Source organism: Bifidobacterium sp. H6bp9 (genome assembly GCF_032193695.1).
Lineage (GTDB): Bacteria > Actinomycetota > Actinomycetes > Actinomycetales > Bifidobacteriaceae > Bombiscardovia > Bombiscardovia kimbladii.
Genome location: NZ_JASTZY010000005.1, coordinates 108,370 through 130,402, shown reverse-complemented (window position 1 = coordinate 130,402; position 22,033 = coordinate 108,370). Strand labels below are relative to the sequence as shown.

Sequence of the window (22,033 nt, the reverse complement as noted above, 5' to 3'; positions counted from 1 at the left end):
ACAGCCACAAGGCCAAACCCCCAACATAAACAACGCGTTTAGTTCCTATAGCCCACCCATGCCGAAGCCAAGATTAGGACACCCTGACAAACTCCGTTACGGCATCAAGGGATAATCTTCGCCAATCACTGTCGGCAATCTATAGAACCCGCACCTCGATCAAATCTGTAACCTCGACTAACCAGCATTGTTTTTATCTCCCACCTAACAGGGCAGAGCTAGCTCAGACTCCCATTCTTCATTGTGAATCGTGCCTGCCACAACCTTTGTGCCGACAAACCTTCAAGGGCCTTAGAATTATTCTGATTAAAAATGTCGCAGTCTATCTGCAAACAGATTCATGGGCTCATCGCAACGACTCTGGAGGCTTGCACAACAATGACCAGAACTGAAAAGGGCGCACTGGGCGCACTTACTGGGCTGTCCTTGGGAGATGCGCTGGGCATGCCCACGCAGAGCATGAGTCCAGCAGCCATCCATGAGGCCTACGGCAGGGTTGACACCCTTCGTGATGCTATTGCGGATCAGCCGATCGCTCCAGGTATGCCTGCGGGATCTGTGACCGATGACACCGAGCAGGCACTGATTGTCGCAGAGCTGATCATCGAGGGCAGAGGACACATCGATCCCAAAGAGTTCGCTAAGCGCCTTCTGGCCTGGGAGGACGGCATGAAGTCACGCGGATCACTCGACCTGCTCGGGCCATCCACCAAGCTGGCCCTGGAACAGGTTCGCCATGGCGCGGACATCATGACCACAGGAAGGACCGGCACCACCAATGGGGCGGCCATGCGAGTCGCCCCGGTAGGGATAGCCAACAGGCCCGAAGACACTAGACGGCTGGCCAATCGCATCTACGAGTCCTGCCAGGTCACCCACGACACGGTCACAGGCTTTCAAAGCGCAGCGCTGATCGCTACGACAGTCAGTCTGGGACTTGAAGGAATGACCGTTCGCCAGGCACTGAATGAGTCCTTGCGCCTGGTACCCGCCATGGAAACCGCCGGAGCCTGGACACCCAAGGCATCGGTTCCCGCTCGGGCCCGCCAGGCAATACAAGTGTCCGAAGAATTCAGCGATGAGGACGACTTCGAACGCCACCTCATCGAAGACTGCGGCACTTCGGTGGAGGCCAATGAGTCTGTGGCAGCCGCTTTTGCCCTGGCCTGGAGATTCGCCGACGATCCCCAATCGGCTCTATTCGTCGCGGTCAACCTGGGCGGCGATACGGACACCATCGCTGCCATGACTGGCGCAATGACCGGCGCATGCACCGGCCCCGAGGTGTTCGACCCTGCACTCTGCTCCCAGGTGGCTTCGGTATCTCACCTTGACCTGCAGAAAACTGCCCGTGGCCTGATTACCCTAAGGTAAAGCGCAAAACGGATACGACAGTATCCTTCAGGAATACAAGAATATAAAATCCAGTCAACCCTGAGATCATGGGGTCCACCCAGACCACACCACAGGCCTGACCAGACAATCCATCGCTGCATCCAGTACATCGTGAGTCAAAGGAGACAATCCATGTCAACTGCACCAAAAGAGGGCACCATCCTCTCCAGAGTTGAGCAAAGGGGCATCGAACCCGTGCCCGAGGATCAGAGGAACGGGTCGCCCGGTCAGCTCTTCTGGGTCTGGTTCGCCGCCAACATCTCGATCCTGGGAATCCCTCTGGGAGCTACCCTGATTGCCCAGGGCCTCAACCTCTGGCAGGCCGTGCTCGCCACGACCATCGGAGCCTTCGGATCCTTCGCACTGGTCGGCATCATTTCCATAGCCGGCAAAAGAGGCGGCGCCCCCACGCTGACCCTGTCCCGAGCCATTTTCGGCGTCAGAGGCAATGCGGGCCCCACACTGGTGGCTCTGCTATCCAGGCTGGGCTGGGAGACGGTGAACACGATGACTGGCGCTTTTGCCCTGCTCTCCCTGATCGCCATCATCTTCGGCACATCAGCTGATGCCAAGCGCTCCCCCTTCCTGACCTTCGTCTGTATTGCCGTCTTCGTAGCCTTGACCGTGGTGGTCTCGGCCGCAGGCCACGCCTTCATCCTCACTGTGCAGAAGTGGGCCACCTGGATATTCGGAGCCCTTACCCTCTTGGTAGCCATCTATCTGGCCACGACCGTCGACTGGTCCTCCTTCATCGGCAATGCCCCCGGGTCAGCCAGCGCCTTCCTTATCGGAGTCGGCACCATAGCCGCAGGGACGGGCATCGGCTGGGTCAATTCCGGCGCAGACATGGCCCGCTACCAAAAGACCTCGGTAAAATCCGGCTCTCTGATCCTGACTGCAGCAGCCGGCGCCGGCATCCCCCTGGTCGTGGTTATCGGACTGGGATCGGTCCTGACAGCAGGCAACTCCACCATTGCCTCCGCCGCTGATCCGGTCGCCGCGGTTCGAAGCGCCCTGCCCGCCTGGGTTTCGATCCCCTATCTGATTGCCGCCTTCGCTGGGTTGCTCATGTCAAACAACCTGTCCGTATATTCGGCCGGCCTGACCACCATCACCCTGGGCATCAGAATTCCCCGCGTATATGCGGTCGTCGTCGATGTGGTGGTGACCACCTGCGGAGCCCTGTACTTCACGCTGGGCTCCGACGGATTCTACGGCCCCTTCGTCACCTTCATCTCCCTCTTGGCAGTGCCGCTGAGCACCTGGGCAGGCATCTTCCTGTCAGATATGATCTTCCGCAAGCGCTACGATTCGGACGGCCTGCTGAATCTTCAAGCCGATTCCCCATACTGGTACTGGCACGGCATCAACCTCCCGGCCATCGTCAGCTGGCTGGTGGGGATAGTCGTCGGCTTCCTGTTCGTGACGGCCCAGGTCTCCAAGAACGAGGTCTGGTTCTCAGGACCGCTGGCCGGCAGCTTCCTGGGCAGGAACGGCCTGGCATGGCTGGTATCCCTCCTGCTGGGAGGAATCCTCTATGCCATTTTGCACCTCCTCTCCAAGGACTCCGTGGCGATGAGGAGCAGCGGTAATGACTGAACCCAGCATCCTTCATCTCGGTCAGGTGGTGATTGACCTGAGCATGAACATCGACCACCTCCCGGAACGCGGAGGGGACATTTTCGCCAGGCGAACCGCCATAAAGGTCGGCGGCGGATACAACGTGATCCAGGCAGCCAGGCGGATGGGGGCACCCATAGCCTACATGGGGGCGATCGGCACAGGTCCGATGGCGGACATGGCCCGTGGAGCCCTTGCTGCCCTGCAGGTTCCCGCACAAGGGCCTGTGCTGGATAACTGTGACACCGGATACTCGGTAGCCATGATCGAACCCTCGGGTGAACGCACCTTTGTATCGGCGAGGGGCGCAGAGACCCGGGTACCGGAGGGCACCTACGAAAGCATGAATCTGGTTCCCGGTGATGTCATCTACCTGAGTGGGTATTCCTTCTGCCACAAGGACAACACCCGAAGCCTGCTCGGTTTTGCCGAGAAACACCAGGGCGAAGGATTTTCGGTGCTCTTCGACCTGGGACCCATGGTGGCCGATATTGCATTGGATGTACTTGATGCGGTCAACGGTCTGCATCCTATCTGGTCCCTCAACGAACGCGAGGGACCAATCCTGGCGAAACGTCTGGGGTGCCAACCCGAAACTGGCGACGTTACTGAGTTGGAATCCCTCTGCCGCTCGCTTTCGTTGAGACTGGACAGTCCGGTGGTTCTCAGAGCCGGCGCCCGCGGTGCCTGGTACTGCCAGCCCAAGGATGCAATGCAGAGCCAGTACATTCCCACCCCGCAGGTCCATGCCATAGACACCAACGGTGCAGGCGATGCACACTCGGGTGTCCTCTGCGCGGGCATCTTCCAAGGTCTGCCCATTGAGGAGGCCCTGGTGCTGGCCAACTGTGCAGGAGCACTTTCCACTACCCAGCGGGGTCCAGCCACATGCCCAAGTGAAGAAGCCATACGAAAGGCCGCCAGCTCCCTGCAATGATGACCGGAGCAAAACCGGAGGAAACAAAGGCGGCCGCCGACTTCATGCCGACGGCCGCTTGGCCTCTCAACGAGGGACCAGAGAATGGCGTATCAGAGCTGCTTGCCCAGCTGATCGGCTGCGCGCAGGGCGTGAGCCACATCGGTCGGGGTCACCTCGAATGGCATGTTGCCCATGGTCTCGTCAGGGCCGCAGGCGTGCTCGCCGACCTTGAGCAGATCCTCCTCGCTGGCCTGGCCGATGCCGATCTGCTCCAGGGAGGTGGGCAGACCCACGCTGCGGAAGAAGTCGTAGACCCGGCGGGTCTCCTCCAGGGGCCGATCCTCAAGGACCAGCTGGGCCAGGGTGCCGAAGGCCACTTTCTCGCCGTGCAGCATGGAGTGGGTGCCCTCCAGGGCGGTCATCCCGTCATGGATGGCGTGGGCTGCAGCCAGTCCGGAGCTCTCGAAGCCCAGGCCGCTCAGCAGGGTGTTGGCCTCGATGATCTTCTCCAGGGCGGCTGTGCGCACACCGGCCTTGGCGGCGGCCACGGCCTTGACCCCGTCCTCCAGCAGCGTGTCACGGCAGAGACGGGCCAGGGCGAAGGCAGCCATGGTGGCGTGGCCTCCGGTCATGGTCACCGCGTTCGACTGCACGCAGGCGGCTGCCTCATAGTAGGTGGCGAAGGCATCGCCCAGTCCTGATACCAGGAAGCGCACCGGTGCCTTGGCGATCACGTCGGTATCCATCAGGACCACATTGGGGTTGGCAGGCAGGGGCAGGTAACGGTCAAAGACGCCCTCGGGCGTGTAGAGCACGGACAGCCTTGAGCAGGGCGCATCCGAGGAGGCTGCCGTGGGCACAATCATGACCGGCAGGTGGGCGAAGTGGGCCACAGCCTTGGCGGTATCCAAGGTCTTGCCGCCGCCAATGCCGATCACCGCGTCGCTGTCGCCCAAATGGGCACGATGGCGGTCGATTTCCTCCATGGAGCACTCGCCGCCGAATTTCATCAGTTCGTAGGGGATCCCATCGTGCTCAAAGGAGGCGACAATGTCGTCGTGGTAGAGCCCGTCGATGACCGGGTCGACGATCAGATGGGCGCCCTTGGTGCCCAGAGCCGCGTATTCTCCAGCCAGCTTTCCCATGGCGCCCTCCTGCTGAACATAGGAGCCGGGAGAGCACAGAACCTTGCGCATACATACACCTTTCTCATCGCTGATCCCGCCTTCGGGACCAGGTCCTTAGTGACGAGCCTCTTGGCCCGTCTGAAAGTGACCCTAGTCACATTACATGGTGAGATGGGTGTGCCGCGCCGGGCGACCGGTCAGTTATGAGGCAAGGAATTGGTCGTGCTCGTCGGCGACGACTGGGGTGTGGGAGCCGTACTTGAGGGGCTGGGCGTGGAGCCTGTCGCGTCGGCAGAGGGCGAAGGCGAGCTCGTGGGGTTCCCTCCCTGCTGTTGACCTTGCCCGGATCCCTGTTCGTTGCCTTGGTGCTGATTCGTTCCCGAAGGCTGATTCTGGGGGGCACCCGGGGTCGCCTGGTCTTCAGGCTGCTCAGTACGCTGTGCAGGCTTGGAGGGGGTCTCTTCCTCCTGGCTGGGGGTTACCTGGCTGGTCGAAGGGCTGACCACGTTGCGGACCACCTTGTCGGTGCCTTCGCCTTTGGTCAGGGCATTGATGGCCAGGGCGGACAGCAGCACGGCCACCAGAGCGCTGACCACTGAGACGATGATGACGTTGCGGCGGCGCTGATCCAGTTTCTTTTTGCTGGTTGCCGCAATGGGGGCCGCATGGGCCCGAGGACCATTGTTGGACGAAATGGTTCTGCCGGTCTTGGCTGCCGACTTTTCGCCACCGACAGGAGGCATGACCTGCGTGGATCCATCAACCGGCGCCATGACCTGGGTGGACCCGTCGGCAGCACCGCTGGAATCGTCCGAAGCGCCTTTCCCCTGTGCCGGCAAGACCCTGGTCTGCCCATCAGCGGCTGAATCGCTGTCCGTATCCGTCTTGGAATCGTCATCATCCTGGTCGGCACCGCCAACCACGGACTCCTGCAGCTTTTGGCCAGAGGCTTCCAAGACATTCTTGTAGATCTGCGAGGCCACAGCAGAGACGATGGAACCGATGGCTACGCCGATGATGGATCCCGCCACGCCGATCTTGGCGGCCAGCCAGAAGGAGGTCATGGCTGCAAGAGCGCCGGCGACGATCTGCGCCCAGGAAATGTCATGAAAGAACTGCTTCACTCCGACCCCTTTTGATCCAACGGCTGGTTGCTGCGCTCTTATGGTAGCTGGTCGTCATGGCGATCCTGTGATGGTCAGTCGGTCTGAACCAGCCCTCGGGGATTGTTCCAGTCCCCCCGCATGGCGATGGCAGGACCGCGATTGTAGTCGATCATGGACCAGCGCAGACCGCCGTCTGGCAGGTCTCGTGGCATCAATCGCGCCCAGTGGGCATTGCGCATGGTGACCAGACCTAGGTATTCTGGATATTCACTGGCCATGCCCAGCAGAGCCTGTAGGGCCTGGGCTATGAAGGACCCATGGGAGAAGACCATGAGATCCGTATCCGGACCAGCCCGATGAATCCAACGATTCAGGGTTTCCAAGCCTCGTTTGCCTACCTGGGCCTTGGTCTCGGCACCGTGAAGCAGCTCTCCCCCGGCGCCTCGGGTCCAGGATTCGTAGTCCTCGGGCCAGCGTTGGCGAACCTCTTCGGCGCTGGCTCCCTCCCACTCGCCAAAGTTGCGTTCGCGCAGACCTGGATCAAGATGGACCGGCTGGTCCAGGGGGTCGGCAAAGGCATGGGCGGTGGCGGCAGCCCTGCCCAGGTCAGAGGAGACCACCAGCAGGCGGCGGTCTTGAGGTGCGCCATCCACGTACTCTGCCCGGAGCTCCTCGGCGGTCCTCTCCACCTGCCAGCGGCCCACGCTGTTGAGGGGGATGTCGATCTGGCCCTGCATCCGGTGCTTTGCATTATATGAGGTCTGCCCGTGGCGGACCACGGTCATGGAGCGCACATGCCGTCCGTCCTCGACGGCGGCAACCGAGTCAGTCATGGTTTTCCTGAGGATCAGCGAAGCGGCTGCGCAGATCATCCCCATTCAAATCATCAGCCTTGGAGGCCAGTCGGCTGTCCTGGTCGTCATCGGCGAGGGTGAAGGGATGCTCCAGCTGCAGGTCCACCTGAGGGCAGTCCTTCCACAGCCGTTCCAGGTCATAGTAAGCCCGGGCCTGCTTGTGCATGATGTGGATGACGAAATCACCGTAGTCCAGCAGAACCCACTGGGCCTCCTGGACGCCCTCCCGCGAGCGGGGATCCAGGTTCTTCTGCAGGTGGAGCTGCTTCTCCACCTCCTCGGCGATGGCCAGGACCTGACGTTCGTTGCTGCCGGTGGCCACCATGAAGATGTCAGTGATGGCGATGGGCCGGGAGACGTCGAAGGCCACAATGTCCATGGCCTTGACATCGTTGGCAGCCCGAGCGGCCACCAGGACCGCGTCGATGGATTCCTGCAATGCTGGCACTTGTCACGCCTTTCCTTGTTGTGAAGCCGATGCTCCCATGATTACCGCTCCCAGGCGGGCTTCCAGTCCGGAACCTGATGCTGGTCATTGGTGGAGTAGACCATGGCTCCGTCCTCGACCGGATGACGGATGACCGATCCGGCCCCGGTGGTGACCCCATCGCCCACCTGGACGGGAGCCACGAAGAGGTTTCCTGCGCCCACGTGCACCTCCGACCCGATCTCGGTGCGGTTCTTGTGCACGCCGTCATAGTTGGCCGTGATGGACCCGCCGCCCACGTTGCTGTCGTGGCCTATGTGGGCATCACCCACATAGGAAAGGTGGGGCACCTTGGTCCCGTGGTCGATGGTGGCCTTCTTCATCTCCACGAAGGCCCCGGCCTTGGTGTCCTCGGCAAGGACGTTGCCGGCCCTCAGATAGGTCCAAGGACCGATGTTGGCCCGGGCCCCGATCCTGGTCTCCTGCACGCGGGAACGCTCCACCCTGACCTGCGGCTCGACGATGGCGTCAATCAGGGTGGTATAGGGGCCGATGACCGCGTCCGAGGCGATCTCGGTATGACCCTGCAGGAAGCATCCGGGCAGGATGACGGCATCCTGCTGGATGACCACGTCGTCCTCGATCCAGGTGGTGGACGGGTCCAGGATGGTCACCCCCTGGCGCATGAACTCCTGGCAGACCCGCAGGTTATGGGCCTTGGCCAGATCAGCCAATTGGATCCTGTCGTTGACACCCTCCACCTTGAGCGGATCAGGCGCGGCGAAAGCCCCGACCCGGCCCAGGCGACGGGCCGTCTCCAGGGCGTCGGTCAGATAGAACTCCCCCTGGGCATTGCTGTCGTCCAGCCCGCGGACCGCCTGTCGCAGCAGATCCGCCTCGAAGACGTAAACGGAGGTGTTGACCTCCTTGACGGCCAGCTCGGTGCCGGTGGCATCACGCTGCTCGACGATGCGCAGAACCCGTCCATCCTGGTCACGAATGATGCGTCCGTATCCGCTAGGGTCGTCCAGATTGACCGTCAGCACGGTGGCCCCGTCGCCGGAATTGACATGATAGTCAAGCAGGCTTTGCAGCGTATCCGCGTCCAGCAGGGGCATGTCCGAGGCCACGATCAGCACCTGGCCGTCGTGCTGGAGCTCGCCATCCAGCTGATCCACGGCGCACTGGACCGCGCGCCCCGTGCCCGGTCGGCTGTCCTGACGCACGATGCGCACCTGGGGATCGTAAGAGCGTGCAGCCTGCGCCACCAGGTCGGCCTGATGATGAACCACCACAGCCGTCAGTTCGGGATTCAGGGCGGTCACCGATGTCATGACCCTTTGCAGGAAGGTCTTGCCGGCCAAGGTGTGCAGAACCTTGGGATGAGCCGAATGCATGCGAGTGCCCTCGCCTGCGGCCAGAATGATGCCAGCGGTCAGCGTCTTGCCGCCGCTCAAAACTCCACCACCCCGCTCTCGGCGATGTCGATCAGATCCTGAATAGAGTCCACCACCTGGTCAGGGCGGTAGGGGAAGGTTTCCACCTCGGAACGTGTGGTGATGCCTGTCAGCACCAGGAAGGTGTTCAGACCGGCCTCGACTCCGGCCACCACGTCGGTGTCCATCCGGTCGCCGATCATGGCCGTGGTCTCGGAGTGGCCGCCCACCCTGTTCAGGGCCGTGCGGAACATGATGGGGTTGGGCTTGCCCACGAAGTAGGGCTCCCGGTTGGTGGCCTTGGTCACCAGGGCCGCCACCGCGCCGGCTGCCGGCAGGACGCCGTTCTCGCTGGGGCCGGTGGCGTCCGGGTTGGTGCAGATGAAGCGGGCGCCTCCCAGGATCAGGCGGATGGCTGTGGTGATGGACTCAAAGGAATATGTCCGGGTCTCGCCCAGGATTACATAGTCCGGGTTGATGTCGGAAAGAATGAACCCGGCCTCGTGCAGGGCCGTGGTCAGCCCGGCCTCGCCGATCACATAGGCCGATCCCTGCGGCATGGTCCGGGACACGAAGTCGGCGGTGGCCAGGGCCGAGGTCCAGATCCGATCCTCGGGCACGTCGATGCCCGAACGGCCAAGGCGGGCCGAAAGGTCACGTGGGGTGTAGATGGGATTGTTGGTCAGCACCAGATACTGGCGGTTGTTGCGCTTGAGGGTGTCGATGAATTCGGCAGCTCCGGGCAGGGCCGTGTTCTCGTGCACCAGCACGCCGTCCATGTCGGTGAGCCAGGTTTCGATCTTCTTGACTGCCAAGACAGTTCCTTTCGGTTGGTCACCGACCCCAAGGAGGCCGTCTCCGACCGGAATCGGCGAGCGTAAGCTCCCCCACCTGGATTCGAACCAAGACTAAGGGTTCCAAAGACCCGTGTGCTGCCTTTACACCATGGGGGAAGGGCGGAACCCTTGAGGCCCCGCCAGGTTTATTATGCCACAGCCGGACGATTACGCCACGCCATGCCGGGCAGGCAGGGCTTTAGGCAAAGAGGAAGCCCTGGCCGTGATGAGCCGGATACGTGTCGAAGAGCCGGGCCACCGAGCCATCCTCAAAGACCGCCTTGATGGCCGAGGCCAGCAGGGGGGCGATGGACAGCACAGTCAATCCATCCCAACGCTTCTCCTGGGGAATGGGGACCGTGTCGGTGACAATGACCTCCTTGGCCTGGCAGGACTTGAGCCGTTCCACGGCAGGCCCGGACATGACGCCATGAGTGGCCACGATGGTGATGGAGTTGGCGCCGGCCTCCTCCAGGACGTTGCAGGCCTCGGTGATGGTGCCGCCGGTGTCGATCAGGTCGTCCACCAGCACGCAGTCCAGGCCACGCACGTCGCCCACCACCCGATGGGCCACAGCCTTGTTGGGCTGGGTGATGTCACGGGTCTTGTGGATGAAGGCCAGGGGCACGCCTCCCAGGCGCTGGGCCCACTGCTCGGCCACCCGGATGCGGCCGGCATCTGGAGAGACCACGGCCACCTTGGAAAGGTCCATCCGGTCGCGCACATAGTCCACCAACACAGGCATGGCGATCAGATGGTCCACAGGCCCATCGAAAAAGCCCTGGGACTGGGCGGCGTGCAGGTCAACCGACATGATCCGGTCCGCGCCAGCCGTCTTGAGCAGGTCGAACATGAGCCGGCAGGAGATGGGCTCGCGGCCCAGATGCTTCTTGTCCTGACGGGAGTAGCCCAGGAGCGGGCAGACCGCGGTGATGGATCGCGCCGAGGCCCTCTTGAGGGCGTCGATCATGATCAGCTGTTCCATGATGGACTTGTTGACCGGGTCTGAGTGGGTCTGCAGGACGAAGACATCCGCACCGCGCACCGACTCCGTATAGCGCACATACATCTCACCGTTGGCAAAGTCGTATGCCGTCGTCTCCAGGACGTCGATGCCGAGTTGATCGGCCACGTCCGCCGCGAGTCTGGGATGGGCCCGGCCTGTGACAAGTATGAGATTTTTTCCTGGTCTGCCTTTGAGTATCGCGCTCACCATATCTCCAAACGTTGTTTTCGCTGAAGCGGACAGCCTCCATAATAATGGCGCGCGCTGACACAGCCGGGCTGTCCGTGTTGGCGAGTCCGACAGTATGCGAAGCTCAGGAAGCCGAGCGGTAGAGCCCGTGCTTGTTGATGTACTGCACCACCCCGTCCGGAACCAGGTACCAGACCGGCATGCCCCTGGCCGAACGACGGCGCACATCTGTGGACGAGATGGACAGGGCCGGAATCTCCAGGGTATCCACCCGCTGGGCAGGCACCTGAAGGTCGTCCAGGCTGGAGGAGTAGCCGGGCCTGGAGACGGCGACGAACTTGGCCAGATCCCACATCCGGTTGGCATCCTTCCAGCGCATGATCTCGGCCACAGCGTCCGCCCCGGTGATGAAGAAGAGGTCGCTGTCGGGACGCATCCGCTTGATGTCGCGCAGGGTGTCCACGGTGTAGGTGATGCCAGGACGCTCAATGTCCACCCGGGAGACGGTGAACTTGGGGTTGGAGGCCGTGGCGATCACGGTCATCAGATAGCGGTCCTCAGCATTGGTCACCGTCTTGTTCAACTTGAAAGCCGGGCGGCCGGTGGGCACAAAAATGACCTCATCCAGGTCGTAGACCCAGGCCACCTCCGAGGCAGCCACCAAGTGGCCGTTGTGAATGGGGTCGAAGGTGCCGCCCATGATCCCCACCCGGGGTCGGCGGTTATGGTGAGAAGGCCTACAGGACCCGTCAATATCTGATGGCTCCTGCCCGGATTCCCCCTCCTTGGACAGTTCAGACATCATCCGGTTCACCCCTGCTCGCCCTCCCGTCTGGCTTCCGAGGCGTTCTCCTCGTTCTCTGACTTGGCCTCCTGGCGCATCTGCTCGGCGCTGGGGTTGACCCGGTCAGGATCGATCCGCTCCATGTCGGCATTCCACTCCTCCTGGACCACGCGGCGGATCTCGGAGTAGGTGGGCAGGGGGAAGCCCGGCTGGTAGGCCCGACGAACCTGAGCCACGCATCCGGTGACAGCTACCAATGAATCGGACAGGTCGGCGATGCGCCCCTCCTGCTCCTGTTTGCGGAAGACCGGCACCCGCTCCTCCATGACGGTGATGTTGTGCCTGACCTGATTGAGCTGGTCCTGGTCCAAGTCGTATACATCATCGGCATGCTCGTCAGGCCAGCCAATCAGGACAGCGTCGGCGTACTCAAGGCAGGAGCGCTGGTCTGCATCCGGGATGCCGTCCTCGATTTGCACCAGAAAGACGTACCGCAGCAGGCTCAGCCGCTCTGAAGCCACCCTCAGCCAGATGCGCGGATTGTCGTGCTCGCGCTGGAAGAGCTCTTCGATCTTCTCGTTCACGGCCGCACCTGTCCCCTGCCGTACCCGATCCACTTGGTGGTGGTCAGCTCCTGCAGACCCATGGGTCCTCGGGCATGCAGCTTCTGGGTGGAGATGCCCAGCTCGGCGCCCATGCCGAACATGCCGCCGTCGGTGAATCTGGTCGAAGCATTGACCATGATCACGGCCGAATCCACCCGACGGGAAAACTCCTCCACGGCCTCGTAGTCCCGGGCCAGGATGGCCTCGGTGTGACCGGTGGAGTGACGGTTGATGTGATCGATGGCCTGATCCATGGAGTCCGCCACACGCACCCCCATCTTCAGATCCAGATACTCACGGTCCCAGTCGGCTTCCTCAGCGCGAACCAGCAGATCCTCAGGCAGACCCTGCCCGGCAAGAATGTCCATGGAGACCGCATCCAGGTGCAGCTCGACCTGGGCCTGCGTCAGCGCTCGGGCCACACGGGGCAGGAAGTCGGCGGCCACATCCCTGTGCACGATCAGCTTTTCAGCGGCGTTGCAGACGCCCACCCGCTGGGTCTTGGCGTTGACGATGATGGGGATGGCCTGATCCATATCCACTGAGCGGTCCACGTAAATATGGACATTGCCTGCCCCGGTCTCGATGGTGGGCACAGTGGCCTGCTCGATTACGCTGCGGATCAGCCCTCGGCCGCCCCTGGGCACCAGCAGATCGATATGACCGCGTGCCTTCATCAGAGCCTGGGCCCCCTCGCGGCCGTATCGGTCCACGGAAGCCACCAGAGCCGGATCCAGCCCCTGCTCACGAAGGACCCCGCCTATCAGCTCCACCAGGGCGCGATTGGTGCGCTGGGCCGCGTGACCTCCCCGCAGGAGGGCCGCATTGCCGGACTTGAGGCAGAGGGCCACCACATCGATGGTGACGTTGGGCCTGGCCTCGTAGATCATGGCCACCACGCCCAGGGGAACCCGCACCTGATTGAGCCGCATGCCGTTGGGCATGTCATGGCCGCGAACCACCTCGCCCAGGGGATCGGTCAGCCCCGCCACCATGCGCACGCCCCGGGCGGCGTCCGCGATACGAACCTTGTCCAAGCGCAGACGGTCTATCAGACCGGCGCTCATTCCTTCTTCAAAAGCCTGGGTGCAGTCCTGCTCATTGACTGCGGCAATCTGATCGGCCTGATCGATCAGTGCATCGGCCAGGGCCAGCAAGAGGGCATTCCTGGCCTGGCCGTTCATGCCTGCCAGGCCTGCCTGTGCAGCGGCCGCCGCATCGGCCATGGCACAGACACGATCGAACACATCCTGACGATCGGAGTTCTCGTCTTCACTCATGTTCGTCGGATCCTTTCGCCCTCACGGGTCTGCCAGACCCGTATTCTGTACCGATTGTAACCCTCAGCGAGGGCAATGACGACAGGAGGAGGGGGGGCACTGCCGCGCCTGCCTCCTCCAAGGGCCGATCAGTGGGTCTGGTCCAGCTCAGGATAGAGCGGGAAGGCCTCGACCAGGCGGTCCACCCGGGCCTTGAGGGCATCCAGATCCGCCTGGGGACCCTGGGCCAGCGCAGTGCCGATCACGTCAGCCACCTCCTCGTACTGGGCCGGGCCGAATCCGCGCGTGGCCAGGGCGGAGGTCCCGATGCGCAGTCCGGAGGCCACAGAGGCAGGACGCGGATCGAAGGGGACCGTATTGCGGTTGACGGTGATGCCGATCCTGGCCAGCAGGTCCTCCCCCTGACGGCCGTCCATCTCGCTGTTGCGCAGATCCACCATGACCAGGTGGACATCAGTCCCTCCAGTGAGCACGGTGATGCCGTTGTCGGCCACATCCTTGGCCATCAGGCGCTCAGCCAGAATCTTGGCGCCCTCCAGAGTGCGCTCCATCCGCTCCTTGAATTCAGGCGTGCCGGCCAGCTTGAAGGCCACAGCCTTGGCGGCGATCACATGCATGAGCGGGCCGCCCTGGTTGCCGGGGAAGACCGAGGAGTTGAGCTTCTTGGCATACTCCTGACGGGCCAGGATGAACCCGGACCTGGGTCCGCCCAGGGTCTTGTGGGCCGTGGAGGAGACCACATCGGCATAGGGCACCGGGCTGGGGTGCAGACCGGCCGCAACCATGCCGGCGAAGTGGGCCATATCCACCCAGAACTTGGCCCCCACCTCGTCGGCGATCTCCTTCATGGCTGCAAAGTCCTCAATGCGCGGATAGGCGCTCCACCCGCCGATGATCAGGGCCGGATGGGTCTCCAGGGCCCGCTGGCGGATGATCTCGGGCTCGATGCGGAAGGTGTCCGGATCGACCCCGTAGGACTCAGCATGGTAAAAGCGTCCGGAGAAGTTGATCTTCATGCCGTGTGTCAGGTGCCCGCCATGGTCCAGGGCCAGGCCCAGCACGGTGTCGCCGGGCTTGATCAGGGCCTGATAGACGGCGGCGTTGGCCTGGGCGCCCGAATGCGGTTGGACGTTGGCATATTCGGCGCCGAACAGGGCCTTGGCGCGGTCCCGGGCCAGGTTCTCGACCTGGTCCACCCACTCGCATCCGCCGTAGTAGCGTTTGCCGGGATAGCCCTCGGCGTACTTGTTGGTCAGCACGGATCCCTGGGCCTGCAAGACAGCCTTGGGCACGAAGTTCTCAGAGGCGATCATCTCCAGACCGCCGCGCTGGCGCTCCAACTCTCCATCCAGCAGTGCTGCGATCTCCGGATCCACCTGCGAGATCGAAGAGTTCAGGACATCGTAGGATTGCTGTACCGGGTTCTCTTCGACCATGGGTCGCTCCTTTGTCTGTAACGTACAGCCTCGGATACAGGGGCTGGTGGGCAACACTGTACGCCATGCCGACCCCTGGCAGGCCCTGGCGTCCACAGACAGTTTCCTCCGCGAGCCGAGCAAGGCCATGGTTCGGACCCCTGCACGGGGTAGAATGCCCTGGTAATGATCAGTTCGGCGACATGGCGGAGGGGCAGGCAACCATGAGCACATACCACAGCACCCGAGGCGGCAAGGAGCAGCTGCAGTCCAAGCAGGCCATCAGACGAGGCCTGGCTCCTGACGGCGGACTCTACGTCAGCGATGGACTGGACGCACTGATCATCGACCCTGCCGACGCTGCCGGCCTGGACTACAAGGGCACGGCCAAACTGGTCCTTTCGAGACTGCTGGGCGATTACTCTTCCGCTCAGCTGGACTCCTGCCTGGACGCAGCCTACGGAGAGCAGTGGTCCGATCCGGCAATCACCCCTCTGGTGGACCTGGGCGGCAACGACTTCGTACTGGAGCTCTTCCGCGGGCCTACCTCGGCCTTCAAGGATGTGGCCCTGCAGCTTCTGCCGAGACTGATGGCTCTGGCCGGGGACGATGGCGAACGGATCATGGTGCTCACAGCCACCTCCGGAGACACGGGCAAGGCGGCGCTGGCCGGATTCGCAGACGCGCCGGGCACGGGCATCACTGTTTTCTATCCTCAGGGCAAAGTCAGTCAGATCCAACGCCTGCAGATGGTCACCCAGGAGGGCGGCAACCTGCAGGTCTGCGCGGTTCGGGGCAATTTCGACGATGCCCAATCCGCAGTCAAGTCCATCTTCGCCGACGCTGATCTGACTCATGAGCTGGACGAGAAGGCCTCAACCGTTCTCTCGTCGGCCAACTCCATCAATGTGGGCCGCCTGGCCCCGCAGGTCGTCTACTACTTCCGGGCCTACGGGTCCCTGATGGAACGGGGAGTGATCAGACCTGGGGATCCGGTCGAATTCTGCGTGCCGACCGGCAACTTCGGCGATGTGCTGGCCGGATACTACGCCAAGATGATGGGCCTTCCGGTGGCCCGCCTGACCGTGGCCTCGGATCGCAACCGGGTCCTCAACGACTTCCTGACCACAGGCGTCTATGACCGCAACCGCCCCTTCTACACCACCACCTCCCCCAGCATGGACATCCTGATCTCCTCCAACCTGGAGCGGATGCTCTACTACATGGCCGGCGGCGACACCGAGCTGATCGCCTCGCTTATGGCCGATTTGGAGTCCAAGGGACGCTACCAGGTGCCTGAGGCCCTGATGACCAGAATCCGCGGGCTCTTCTCCTGCGGCTGGGCCGACGAGGACCAGGTGGGATCAGCCATCAGCGACTGCTGGGAGGACCGTGGATACCTGATCGATCCGCACACGGCCTGCGGCTACCAGGTCATGACCGGGCAGACCGACAGGGATCCTGCCGTGCCCCGGGTGCTGCTGTCCACGGCCAGCCCCTATAAGTTCCCCCGGGTGGTCTGCCAATCCCTGGGCCTGGAGACACCGGACAGCGACTTCGACTGCATGGACATCCTGGCCGAGTCCACCAACACCAGGCCCCCCAAGGCTCTGCGCACCCTGGAAAACGCGCCGGTGCGCTTCCAGGACTGCATCGATCCCGGAGATATGTCCGACTACGTCCGCCACGCGGTCATGCAGTCCTGAAGCCTGAGCGAATTGACTCAGATCTCCTTCCTGGCATAGACCTTGCGAGATATGGCTATCGAAACCATATTAGCCGGCAGAATCACCGCCAGCCCGAGGAGCACCGGCCGCCACAGGTCGGATGTCAAAAAACGCATGATTGAATTCCAGACGGCCCCCCAGTCAAAGGGCAGCCAACTGCCGACAAGGGCCGTTATTGGTACCAAACCAAGAAGCGCCAGAAAAGCTATCACGGCTTTGGCCATTTCCAGCCAATAAAACAGGGGCGCAGCTACTGCAAAGAGCAAAGACTCCGACATGAACAATCCCAGAGCAAACAGGACGGTAGCACGCCAATGGTCCTGACCCTGCAAAAACGAATCAGCAACGCAGAAATAGAATATTGCATAGCCGCAAGACTGAACCAGGACCAGCAGACTTACAGCAGCATAGCGTCCGAATACCTGGTGATCACGTGTTATGGGCAGCAGACCGTTCAACCGAATCGCCGCATTGCTGAAATCGACAAACAAACCAGATACCAGGCCTAAAATCAGTCCGATTCCCATGCCGGCCACCAATCCCGTCAACGCAGTCCGTGCATCATCCCCATCATGGCCTGTCAGAGCCATGACCAGGTTCAGCAGGATTCCGATGACGGGCGCAGACAGGAAAATCAGCACACCAACCCAAGTTCTCCCTGCTCCTGAGAAACGCTGCATGTCCAGCCTGATCTGCTCGACTATCGCCTTCATGACTCCACCTCCTTGTTCTTGTCGGCCGCAGCAGGTGGGCCTGCGGTCAGTCTGATGATGTTGTCAAAGTCGGCCCGCTCCACCAGGTAGCGGTCCACTGAAGGCTCCATGGCGGTTGGAGAAGCCGATGCCAGAAAATCCTTCAAGCGTTCAGTGGGCACCAGAGCCTCGAAACCTGTGGCGGAGCGCTGCAAGCCCATCAGATGCGGCATTTGCGCTCCAGCCAGATCGTCCGGCCCCCCTCTCACTATCTGGAAAGCCTCCATCAACTCGTCCTTGGGGCCGGTGTAGAAGACAGACCCCCGATTGATATAGGTGACGAAATCAGCCACCCGTTCAAGATCTGTGGTGATGTGCGTGGAGAAAAGCACCGAGTGACGGCCGTCTCCGATGTAGTCCAGCAGAATATCCATGAGCTCGTCCCTGGCCAGGACATCCAGACCGCTGGTGGGCTCGTCCAGAATCAAGAGCCTTGCATCGTGGCTGAGGGCGACGGCCAGCATCAGCTTCATCTGCATGCCACGGGAAAGCTTGCCGATTTTACGGTTTTCCTGCAGACCGAACCGACGCAGATAGTCGTGGTAGCGATCACTGTCCCAAGAGGGATACATGGGTGCCATCACTGGCTCGACGGCCTTGACCTTCCATGCCTCCGGGAAATAAATGGAATCGAAGACCACGCCCAGGTCTGCTTTGACCTCCTCCTCCTGGCTCAAGGGATCACGGCCCAGAATGCTGATTGCTCCGCTGTCCCGGCGGGTCATATTCAGCAAGAGCCGGATCAAGGTGGATTTGCCTGCGCCGTTGGGGCCTAGCAATCCCATGATGTAGCCCATGGGCAGGTCCATGGTGACCTGGTGCAGGCGGAAACCCGTGCCGTCAGCCCTGACATAGCTTTTCCCCAGGTCACTGACGCGCAGGGCATAGTCGACCTCTTCACCGGAAGCTGTCACCGGCGGTGATGCACGCATACTGCTATTCCTTTCCCTCTTCGGACGCGGGCGCAGAACCCTTGTCCCCCAGCAGGCCGTCGAGCAGGCCGCGAATCCGGTCTGGCTCCATGCCAGCCCGACGAGCCGTATCGACCGCCTCGCCCAGCAGGGACTGCACGCGGTCCTCCAGATGCCGACGCATGACCTGGTCGCCGCTGTCGGCCACGAAGGTCCCCTTGCCTTGGATGTTCTCCACCAGGCCCTCTTGGGCGAGTTCGGTATAGGCGCGGGTCACGGTCAGCACGGACACCCTGAGCTCCCGCGAGAGATGCCGCAGAGAGGGCAGTCCCTCCCCCGCTTGCAGGTCTCCGGTCAGGATGGCCGAACGTATCTGGTCCTCGATCTGCCGATAAATCGGCTGCCCGGACAGGGATGAGATGATCAGCTTCATCCAAGCCCCTTTCATTGATTGTCGGCACGACCCTGGCTGAGCTGTGCCTGTGTTCATATATACACTATAACAGTTCAATCATGGAGACAAACTCCGGCCTTGATCTTCCAAGGGGTGGTTCATGGATTGATAGATACGTCTCTGGTGCCGAAATCCCCGGCCGATCACAATTTCAGACAAAATCCATTTGGGCCAGGTCGCCGCCGCATTGTTCATGTCGAGGGCGTATACGGTATCATCAACGAAAATCCAGCATGTTCGTTGCCGCACGGCCGCCAACAGCCGATTGCCTACCGTCAAAGCGTCAGAATGAGAGCATGCAGCAGCACGGCCGCAAAAAGCGACAAAGTCGTCAGCAACAAAGTCGTCGCAACTGGTCAAAGTCGCTGAATCGAGGGACTTCGGCATGGCAAAGTTGAGCCGACAATCAGATCTATCGGGCCTGGAGCCTGCTGGAGGCCAGAAGCTCTTGGGCGTGCTTCAGGGAGGTAGTGGACTCGCTGCCCGCCAGCATCCGGGCGATCTCCCGCTCCCTGTCCTCGCCCTCCACCTGGCGGACCAGGGTCTCTACGGCATCGCCGCCTTCACGCCCCTTGGCCACGACGAACTGTCGATCGGCCCAGGAAGCCACCTGCGGCAGGTGGGTGACCACGATCACCTGGGCGGTGACGGCCAACCGGGCCAGACGACGACCCAGCTCGACGGCAGCCCGACCGCCGACTCCAGCATCCACCTCGTCGAAGATGAAGGTCATCGTCGGGTCGCCAACCTGGGAATCCAGACCATTATGCCCATCTCCAGCGCCGTCAGATCCCGATGAGGTCCGGCCTTCGGCGGCCACCAGCTCCAGGGCCAGCATGAGCCGGCTGAGTTCGCCGCCTGAGGCGCTCTTGCCCATGGGCAGAAGGTCCGAACCCGGATACGGCCTGAAGAGAAAGTCGATCTGATCCAGACCATGCCCGTCCATGTCCTGGTCCTGGCGTGGCCTGACACGGATCTCCAGCCCGGCACCCGACATGGCCAGGGAGCGCAATTCGCCGTCGACGAGTTCGCTCAGCCTTCGTGCAGCCTTGCCCCGTGACGCAGACAGATTCCGTGCGGCCTTCAGGGCGCTCCCGCGAAGCTGCTCAACCTGGACCTGAAGCTCCTCCAGCTTCTCAGGTGAGGCATCCATGTCCTCAAGATCAAACGCAGCCTTCTTGCGCCAGGCCAGAACGTCGTCGATGTCTGGTCCCCAGCGCCGGGTCAGCTCATCCAGATCGTGAATGCGGGCGTTGATCTTGTCCAGATCGCCCTCCTGGCCTTCGTCGTCCAGCTGGCTGCTCAGGGTGAAGACCAGGTCGGACAGGTCGGCATTCAGCGAGCGCAACCGCTGGGCCGACTCCTGAAAGACCCCCTCTACACCGATGCCCTCCAAGGCGGCGATGGCTCGTTCTACCAGGGCCGTAGCCGATGGTGAGTCTGCATCCGGGTCAATCTGGCCGGCGTCCAAGGCGGATAGTGCGGCCATGACGCCCTGACTGATCTGGGCAGCATGCTCGATCCGGTCTCTCTGGGCCTTGAGTTCACGATCCTCGCCGGGATGGGGGTCGACACGGTCGATCCGGGCGATGGACTCGCGAAGATAATCAGCCTGGGCCATAGCGCCGGACTGCTGGTTGCGCAGCTCCTCCAGATGGTCCTGGGCCTGTCGGTACTGCCTCCAGGCCTTGGAAAAAGCCTCCAGCTGCAGACCGTCACCGGCATAGGCATCCAGAAATTCGCGCTGCCGGGCCGGACTGGCCATACGCATCTGATCCGCCTGGCCATGGACGGTGACCAGCATGCCGGCCACCTCCTCCAGCAGGCCACGAGGGGCCGTCCTGCCGTTCAGAGCGGCACGGGAACGCCCCTTGACAGGCATGGTTCTCGCCAGGAAGATCTGTCCTTCATCCTCCAAGGGCAGGCCAGCCTCGGTTATGGCAGCGGTCACTGGATTCCCGGCTCCCGCTGTTCCAGCATCAAAAATCCCCTGGACCCAGGACTCGTGTGCTCCAGGCGACACCAGTTGGGGGCGGGCAGTGGACCCCGAGATCAGCCTGATGGCGTTGAGCAGCATGGACTTGCCAGCCCCGGTCTCCCCGGTGATGGCCGTCATGCCAGCAGCGGGCCGTAGCAGGGCATGATGGATGGGACCCAGGTCTCGTACTTCCAGCTCTTCCAGCATCAGTGCTCCTTGTTCGACTCCTGCGGCTCCCCCTGGTCCTGCCCGTCTGCAGCTGCCGAGGGGCGATGCTGCTCCCTCCAGCCGACCACCGGCAGGTCGAACTTGGAGACCAGCCGTCTGGTAAAGGGCACCCCCGACAGCCTGGCCAGCCTCAGGATGTCATGGGACTGCCGCACCACAATGCGGGACTGCTTGGGCACAGGCCGTTGACGGCGCCCGTCATTGCAGATCCAGCCAGCCGACTGGGAATCACCCAAAATATCCAGGGTGAACTGCGACTTCGGGCCGATGATCAGGGATCGGGCAAAGAGGGCGTGGGCAGCTATGGGCACCATCTGCAGCGACTGCGCATCCGGCCAGACGATGGGCCCGCCCACCGAAAAGGCATAGGCCGTCGATCCGGTCGGGGTGGCCACAATCATGCCGTCGCAGCCGAAGGAGCTCATCTCCACATCGTCCACTCGGACCGATACCTCGATCATCTTGCCCCGATCATATCGTTCCAGGGTCATGTCATTAAGGGCCCAGTCGCTCAGTGGTCGATCGGCTCCGGGTATCCACAGGTCCACATGGGCCACCATGCGCTCGTCGATGGAGTAGTCATGATCGGCCACTCGACGAATGGCCTCGCCTATCTGGAAGCTTTCGAATTCCGCCAAGAACCCCACGTGACCCAGATTGACCCCCAGGATGGGCACCTGGGTGCCCTTGACCAGCTCCGCAGCACGCAGAATGGTCCCATCGCCGCCCAGAACGATGACGATCTCGGTGTCGTCGGCAACCTTCTGGCTGGGGCTGCCGAACTCCGGGGCGGCGATGTTGTCGACAATCGAGACGCGGAATCCGTCCCGGCGCAGCTGCTCCTCGACCTCGTCCACCAGGTGGCCGCTTGCCCGGACCCGGCTGTGCGTGACCACGACAGCGCTACGAGCACCCATGGGTCCTCCCTTCCGGCATCAATGATCATCCTATCGGGCCCGGCCAACAGCGGTGCTCATCACGGCG

At 62.2% G+C, this 22,033-nt stretch carries 20 protein-coding genes and 1 tRNA gene; 4 read left to right on the top strand and 17 right to left on the bottom strand.

The window, feature by feature from the left end; all coding sequences use genetic code 11:
- Positions 1-378 precede the first annotated feature (378 nt).
- From QRX40_RS07440 to QRX40_RS07430, 3 genes are all read left to right on the top strand, one after another.
- Positions 379-1,374: an ADP-ribosylglycohydrolase family protein gene (locus QRX40_RS07440; protein WP_015021725.1), complete on the top strand. Its 996-nt coding sequence runs from the start codon at positions 379-381 to the stop codon at positions 1,372-1,374.
- Positions 1,375-1,527: 153 nt separating this feature from the next.
- Positions 1,528-2,994 (top strand): cytosine permease, encoded by a 1,467-nt coding sequence (locus tag QRX40_RS07435; protein ID WP_045924216.1) that lies wholly within the window; start codon positions 1,528-1,530, stop codon positions 2,992-2,994.
- A complete protein-coding gene (locus tag QRX40_RS07430) occupies positions 2,987-3,952 on the top strand; it encodes a PfkB family carbohydrate kinase (RefSeq protein WP_045924215.1) in 966 nt (321 codons plus the stop codon). The genes QRX40_RS07435 and QRX40_RS07430 overlap by 8 nt, the downstream gene beginning before the upstream one ends.
- 92 nt (positions 3,953-4,044) lie before the next feature.
- Here the strand turns inward: QRX40_RS07430 and QRX40_RS07425 are convergent, their stop codons facing one another.
- The 12 genes from QRX40_RS07425 to glyA all read right to left on the bottom strand — a co-directional run bounded on the left by QRX40_RS07425 (position 4,045) and on the right by glyA (position 15,020).
- Complete coding sequence (locus tag QRX40_RS07425) at positions 4,045-5,130, bottom strand: glycerol dehydrogenase (protein WP_045924214.1); 1,086 nt, start codon at positions 5,128-5,130, stop codon at positions 4,045-4,047.
- A 128-nt stretch (positions 5,131-5,258) separates the two neighbouring features.
- Positions 5,259-6,185, bottom strand: coding sequence for a hypothetical protein (locus QRX40_RS07420; protein ID WP_052692747.1), 927 nt, complete (start codon positions 6,183-6,185; stop codon positions 5,259-5,261).
- Between the two features lie 74 nt (positions 6,186-6,259).
- The gene (locus tag QRX40_RS07415) at positions 6,260-7,000 is read right to left on the bottom strand and encodes a histidine phosphatase family protein (protein WP_313837388.1); all 741 of its coding nucleotides are present in this window, start codon (positions 6,998-7,000) and stop codon (positions 6,260-6,262) included.
- Complete coding sequence (gene rsfS / locus QRX40_RS07410; RefSeq protein ID WP_045924212.1) at positions 6,993-7,469, bottom strand: ribosome silencing factor; 477 nt, start codon at positions 7,467-7,469, stop codon at positions 6,993-6,995. The genes QRX40_RS07415 and rsfS overlap by 8 nt, the downstream gene beginning before the upstream one ends.
- 41 nt (positions 7,470-7,510) lie before the next feature.
- Positions 7,511-8,887 (bottom strand): bifunctional UDP-N-acetylglucosamine diphosphorylase/glucosamine-1-phosphate N-acetyltransferase GlmU, encoded by a 1,377-nt coding sequence (gene glmU, locus QRX40_RS07405; protein WP_313837399.1) that lies wholly within the window; start codon positions 8,885-8,887, stop codon positions 7,511-7,513.
- A gap of 14 nt (positions 8,888-8,901) precedes the next feature.
- Positions 8,902-9,699: an HAD-IIA family hydrolase gene (locus QRX40_RS07400; protein WP_024627950.1), complete on the bottom strand. Its 798-nt coding sequence runs from the start codon at positions 9,697-9,699 to the stop codon at positions 8,902-8,904.
- A 67-nt stretch (positions 9,700-9,766) separates the two neighbouring features.
- Positions 9,767-9,837: transfer RNA gene (locus QRX40_RS07395), tRNA-Gln, on the bottom strand.
- An 82-nt stretch (positions 9,838-9,919) separates the two neighbouring features.
- Positions 9,920-10,936: a ribose-phosphate diphosphokinase gene (locus QRX40_RS07390; RefSeq protein WP_045924211.1), complete on the bottom strand. Its 1,017-nt coding sequence runs from the start codon at positions 10,934-10,936 to the stop codon at positions 9,920-9,922.
- Between the two features lie 103 nt (positions 10,937-11,039).
- Positions 11,040-11,720, bottom strand: coding sequence for a nicotinate-nucleotide adenylyltransferase (nadD, locus tag QRX40_RS07385; RefSeq protein ID WP_101432243.1), 681 nt, complete (start codon positions 11,718-11,720; stop codon positions 11,040-11,042).
- A gap of 5 nt (positions 11,721-11,725) precedes the next feature.
- Entirely contained in the window at positions 11,726-12,283 is a 558-nt protein-coding gene (locus QRX40_RS07380; RefSeq protein ID WP_034525012.1) for a hypothetical protein, read from the bottom strand.
- A complete protein-coding gene (locus tag QRX40_RS07375) occupies positions 12,280-13,584 on the bottom strand; it encodes a glutamate-5-semialdehyde dehydrogenase (RefSeq protein ID WP_156147909.1) in 1,305 nt (434 codons plus the stop codon). Before QRX40_RS07375 ends, QRX40_RS07380 begins: the two co-directional genes overlap by 4 nt.
- A gap of 128 nt (positions 13,585-13,712) precedes the next feature.
- Positions 13,713-15,020: a serine hydroxymethyltransferase gene (gene glyA, locus QRX40_RS07370; RefSeq protein WP_024627946.1), complete on the bottom strand. Its 1,308-nt coding sequence runs from the start codon at positions 15,018-15,020 to the stop codon at positions 13,713-13,715.
- 203 nt (positions 15,021-15,223) lie between these two features.
- On the opposite strand from glyA, the gene thrC reads away from it, so the two are divergent.
- Complete coding sequence (gene thrC, locus QRX40_RS07365) at positions 15,224-16,705, top strand: threonine synthase (RefSeq protein WP_313837382.1); 1,482 nt, start codon at positions 15,224-15,226, stop codon at positions 16,703-16,705.
- Between the two features lie 17 nt (positions 16,706-16,722).
- Here thrC and QRX40_RS07360 read toward each other — a convergent pair whose 3' ends face one another.
- The 5 genes from QRX40_RS07360 to QRX40_RS07340 all read right to left on the bottom strand — a co-directional run bounded on the left by QRX40_RS07360 (position 16,723) and on the right by QRX40_RS07340 (position 21,966).
- A complete protein-coding gene (locus QRX40_RS07360) occupies positions 16,723-17,439 on the bottom strand; it encodes an ABC-2 transporter permease (protein ID WP_313837380.1) in 717 nt (238 codons plus the stop codon).
- A complete protein-coding gene (locus tag QRX40_RS07355) occupies positions 17,436-18,410 on the bottom strand; it encodes an ABC transporter ATP-binding protein (RefSeq protein WP_313837379.1) in 975 nt (324 codons plus the stop codon). The genes QRX40_RS07360 and QRX40_RS07355 overlap by 4 nt, the downstream gene beginning before the upstream one ends.
- A gap of 4 nt (positions 18,411-18,414) precedes the next feature.
- Entirely contained in the window at positions 18,415-18,822 is a 408-nt protein-coding gene (locus tag QRX40_RS07350; RefSeq protein WP_101432238.1) for a GntR family transcriptional regulator, read from the bottom strand.
- Between the two features lie 433 nt (positions 18,823-19,255).
- On the bottom strand, positions 19,256-21,028 hold the full coding sequence (locus QRX40_RS07345; RefSeq protein ID WP_313837376.1) for a DNA repair protein RecN: 1,773 nt from the start codon (positions 21,026-21,028) through the stop codon (positions 19,256-19,258).
- Complete coding sequence (locus QRX40_RS07340; protein WP_313837375.1) at positions 21,028-21,966, bottom strand: NAD kinase; 939 nt, start codon at positions 21,964-21,966, stop codon at positions 21,028-21,030. The genes QRX40_RS07345 and QRX40_RS07340 overlap by 1 nt, the downstream gene beginning before the upstream one ends.
- Positions 21,967-22,033: the final 67 nt, after the last annotated feature.

What these genes read in the sequence shown, in the direction of transcription:
- QRX40_RS07440 (WP_015021725.1), top strand. Translation starts at nt 379, where the DNA reads ATGACCAGAACTGAAAAGGGCGCACTGGGCGCACTTACTGGGCTGTCC.
- QRX40_RS07435 (WP_045924216.1), top strand. Translation starts at nt 1,528, where the DNA reads ATGTCAACTGCACCAAAAGAGGGCACCATCCTCTCCAGAGTTGAGCAA.
- QRX40_RS07430 (WP_045924215.1), top strand. Translation starts at nt 2,987, where the DNA reads ATGACTGAACCCAGCATCCTTCATCTCGGTCAGGTGGTGATTGACCTG.
- QRX40_RS07425 (WP_045924214.1), bottom strand. Translation starts at nt 5,130, where the DNA reads ATGCGCAAGGTTCTGTGCTCTCCCGGCTCCTATGTTCAGCAGGAGGGC.
- QRX40_RS07415 (WP_313837388.1), bottom strand. Translation starts at nt 7,000, where the DNA reads ATGACTGACTCGGTTGCCGCCGTCGAGGACGGACGGCATGTGCGCTCC.
- QRX40_RS07390 (WP_045924211.1), bottom strand. Translation starts at nt 10,936, where the DNA reads ATGGTGAGCGCGATACTCAAAGGCAGACCAGGAAAAAATCTCATACTT.
- nadD (WP_101432243.1), bottom strand. Translation starts at nt 11,720, where the DNA reads ATGATGTCTGAACTGTCCAAGGAGGGGGAATCCGGGCAGGAGCCATCA.
- QRX40_RS07375 (WP_156147909.1), bottom strand. Translation starts at nt 13,584, where the DNA reads ATGAGTGAAGACGAGAACTCCGATCGTCAGGATGTGTTCGATCGTGTC.
- glyA (WP_024627946.1), bottom strand. Translation starts at nt 15,020, where the DNA reads ATGGTCGAAGAGAACCCGGTACAGCAATCCTACGATGTCCTGAACTCT.
- thrC (WP_313837382.1), top strand. Translation starts at nt 15,224, where the DNA reads ATGAGCACATACCACAGCACCCGAGGCGGCAAGGAGCAGCTGCAGTCC.
- QRX40_RS07360 (WP_313837380.1), bottom strand. Translation starts at nt 17,439, where the DNA reads ATGAAGGCGATAGTCGAGCAGATCAGGCTGGACATGCAGCGTTTCTCA.
- QRX40_RS07355 (WP_313837379.1), bottom strand. Translation starts at nt 18,410, where the DNA reads ATGCGTGCATCACCGCCGGTGACAGCTTCCGGTGAAGAGGTCGACTAT.
- QRX40_RS07350 (WP_101432238.1), bottom strand. Translation starts at nt 18,822, where the DNA reads ATGAAGCTGATCATCTCATCCCTGTCCGGGCAGCCGATTTATCGGCAG.
- QRX40_RS07345 (WP_313837376.1), bottom strand. Translation starts at nt 21,028, where the DNA reads ATGCTGGAAGAGCTGGAAGTACGAGACCTGGGTCCCATCCATCATGCC.
- QRX40_RS07340 (WP_313837375.1), bottom strand. Translation starts at nt 21,966, where the DNA reads ATGGGTGCTCGTAGCGCTGTCGTGGTCACGCACAGCCGGGTCCGGGCA.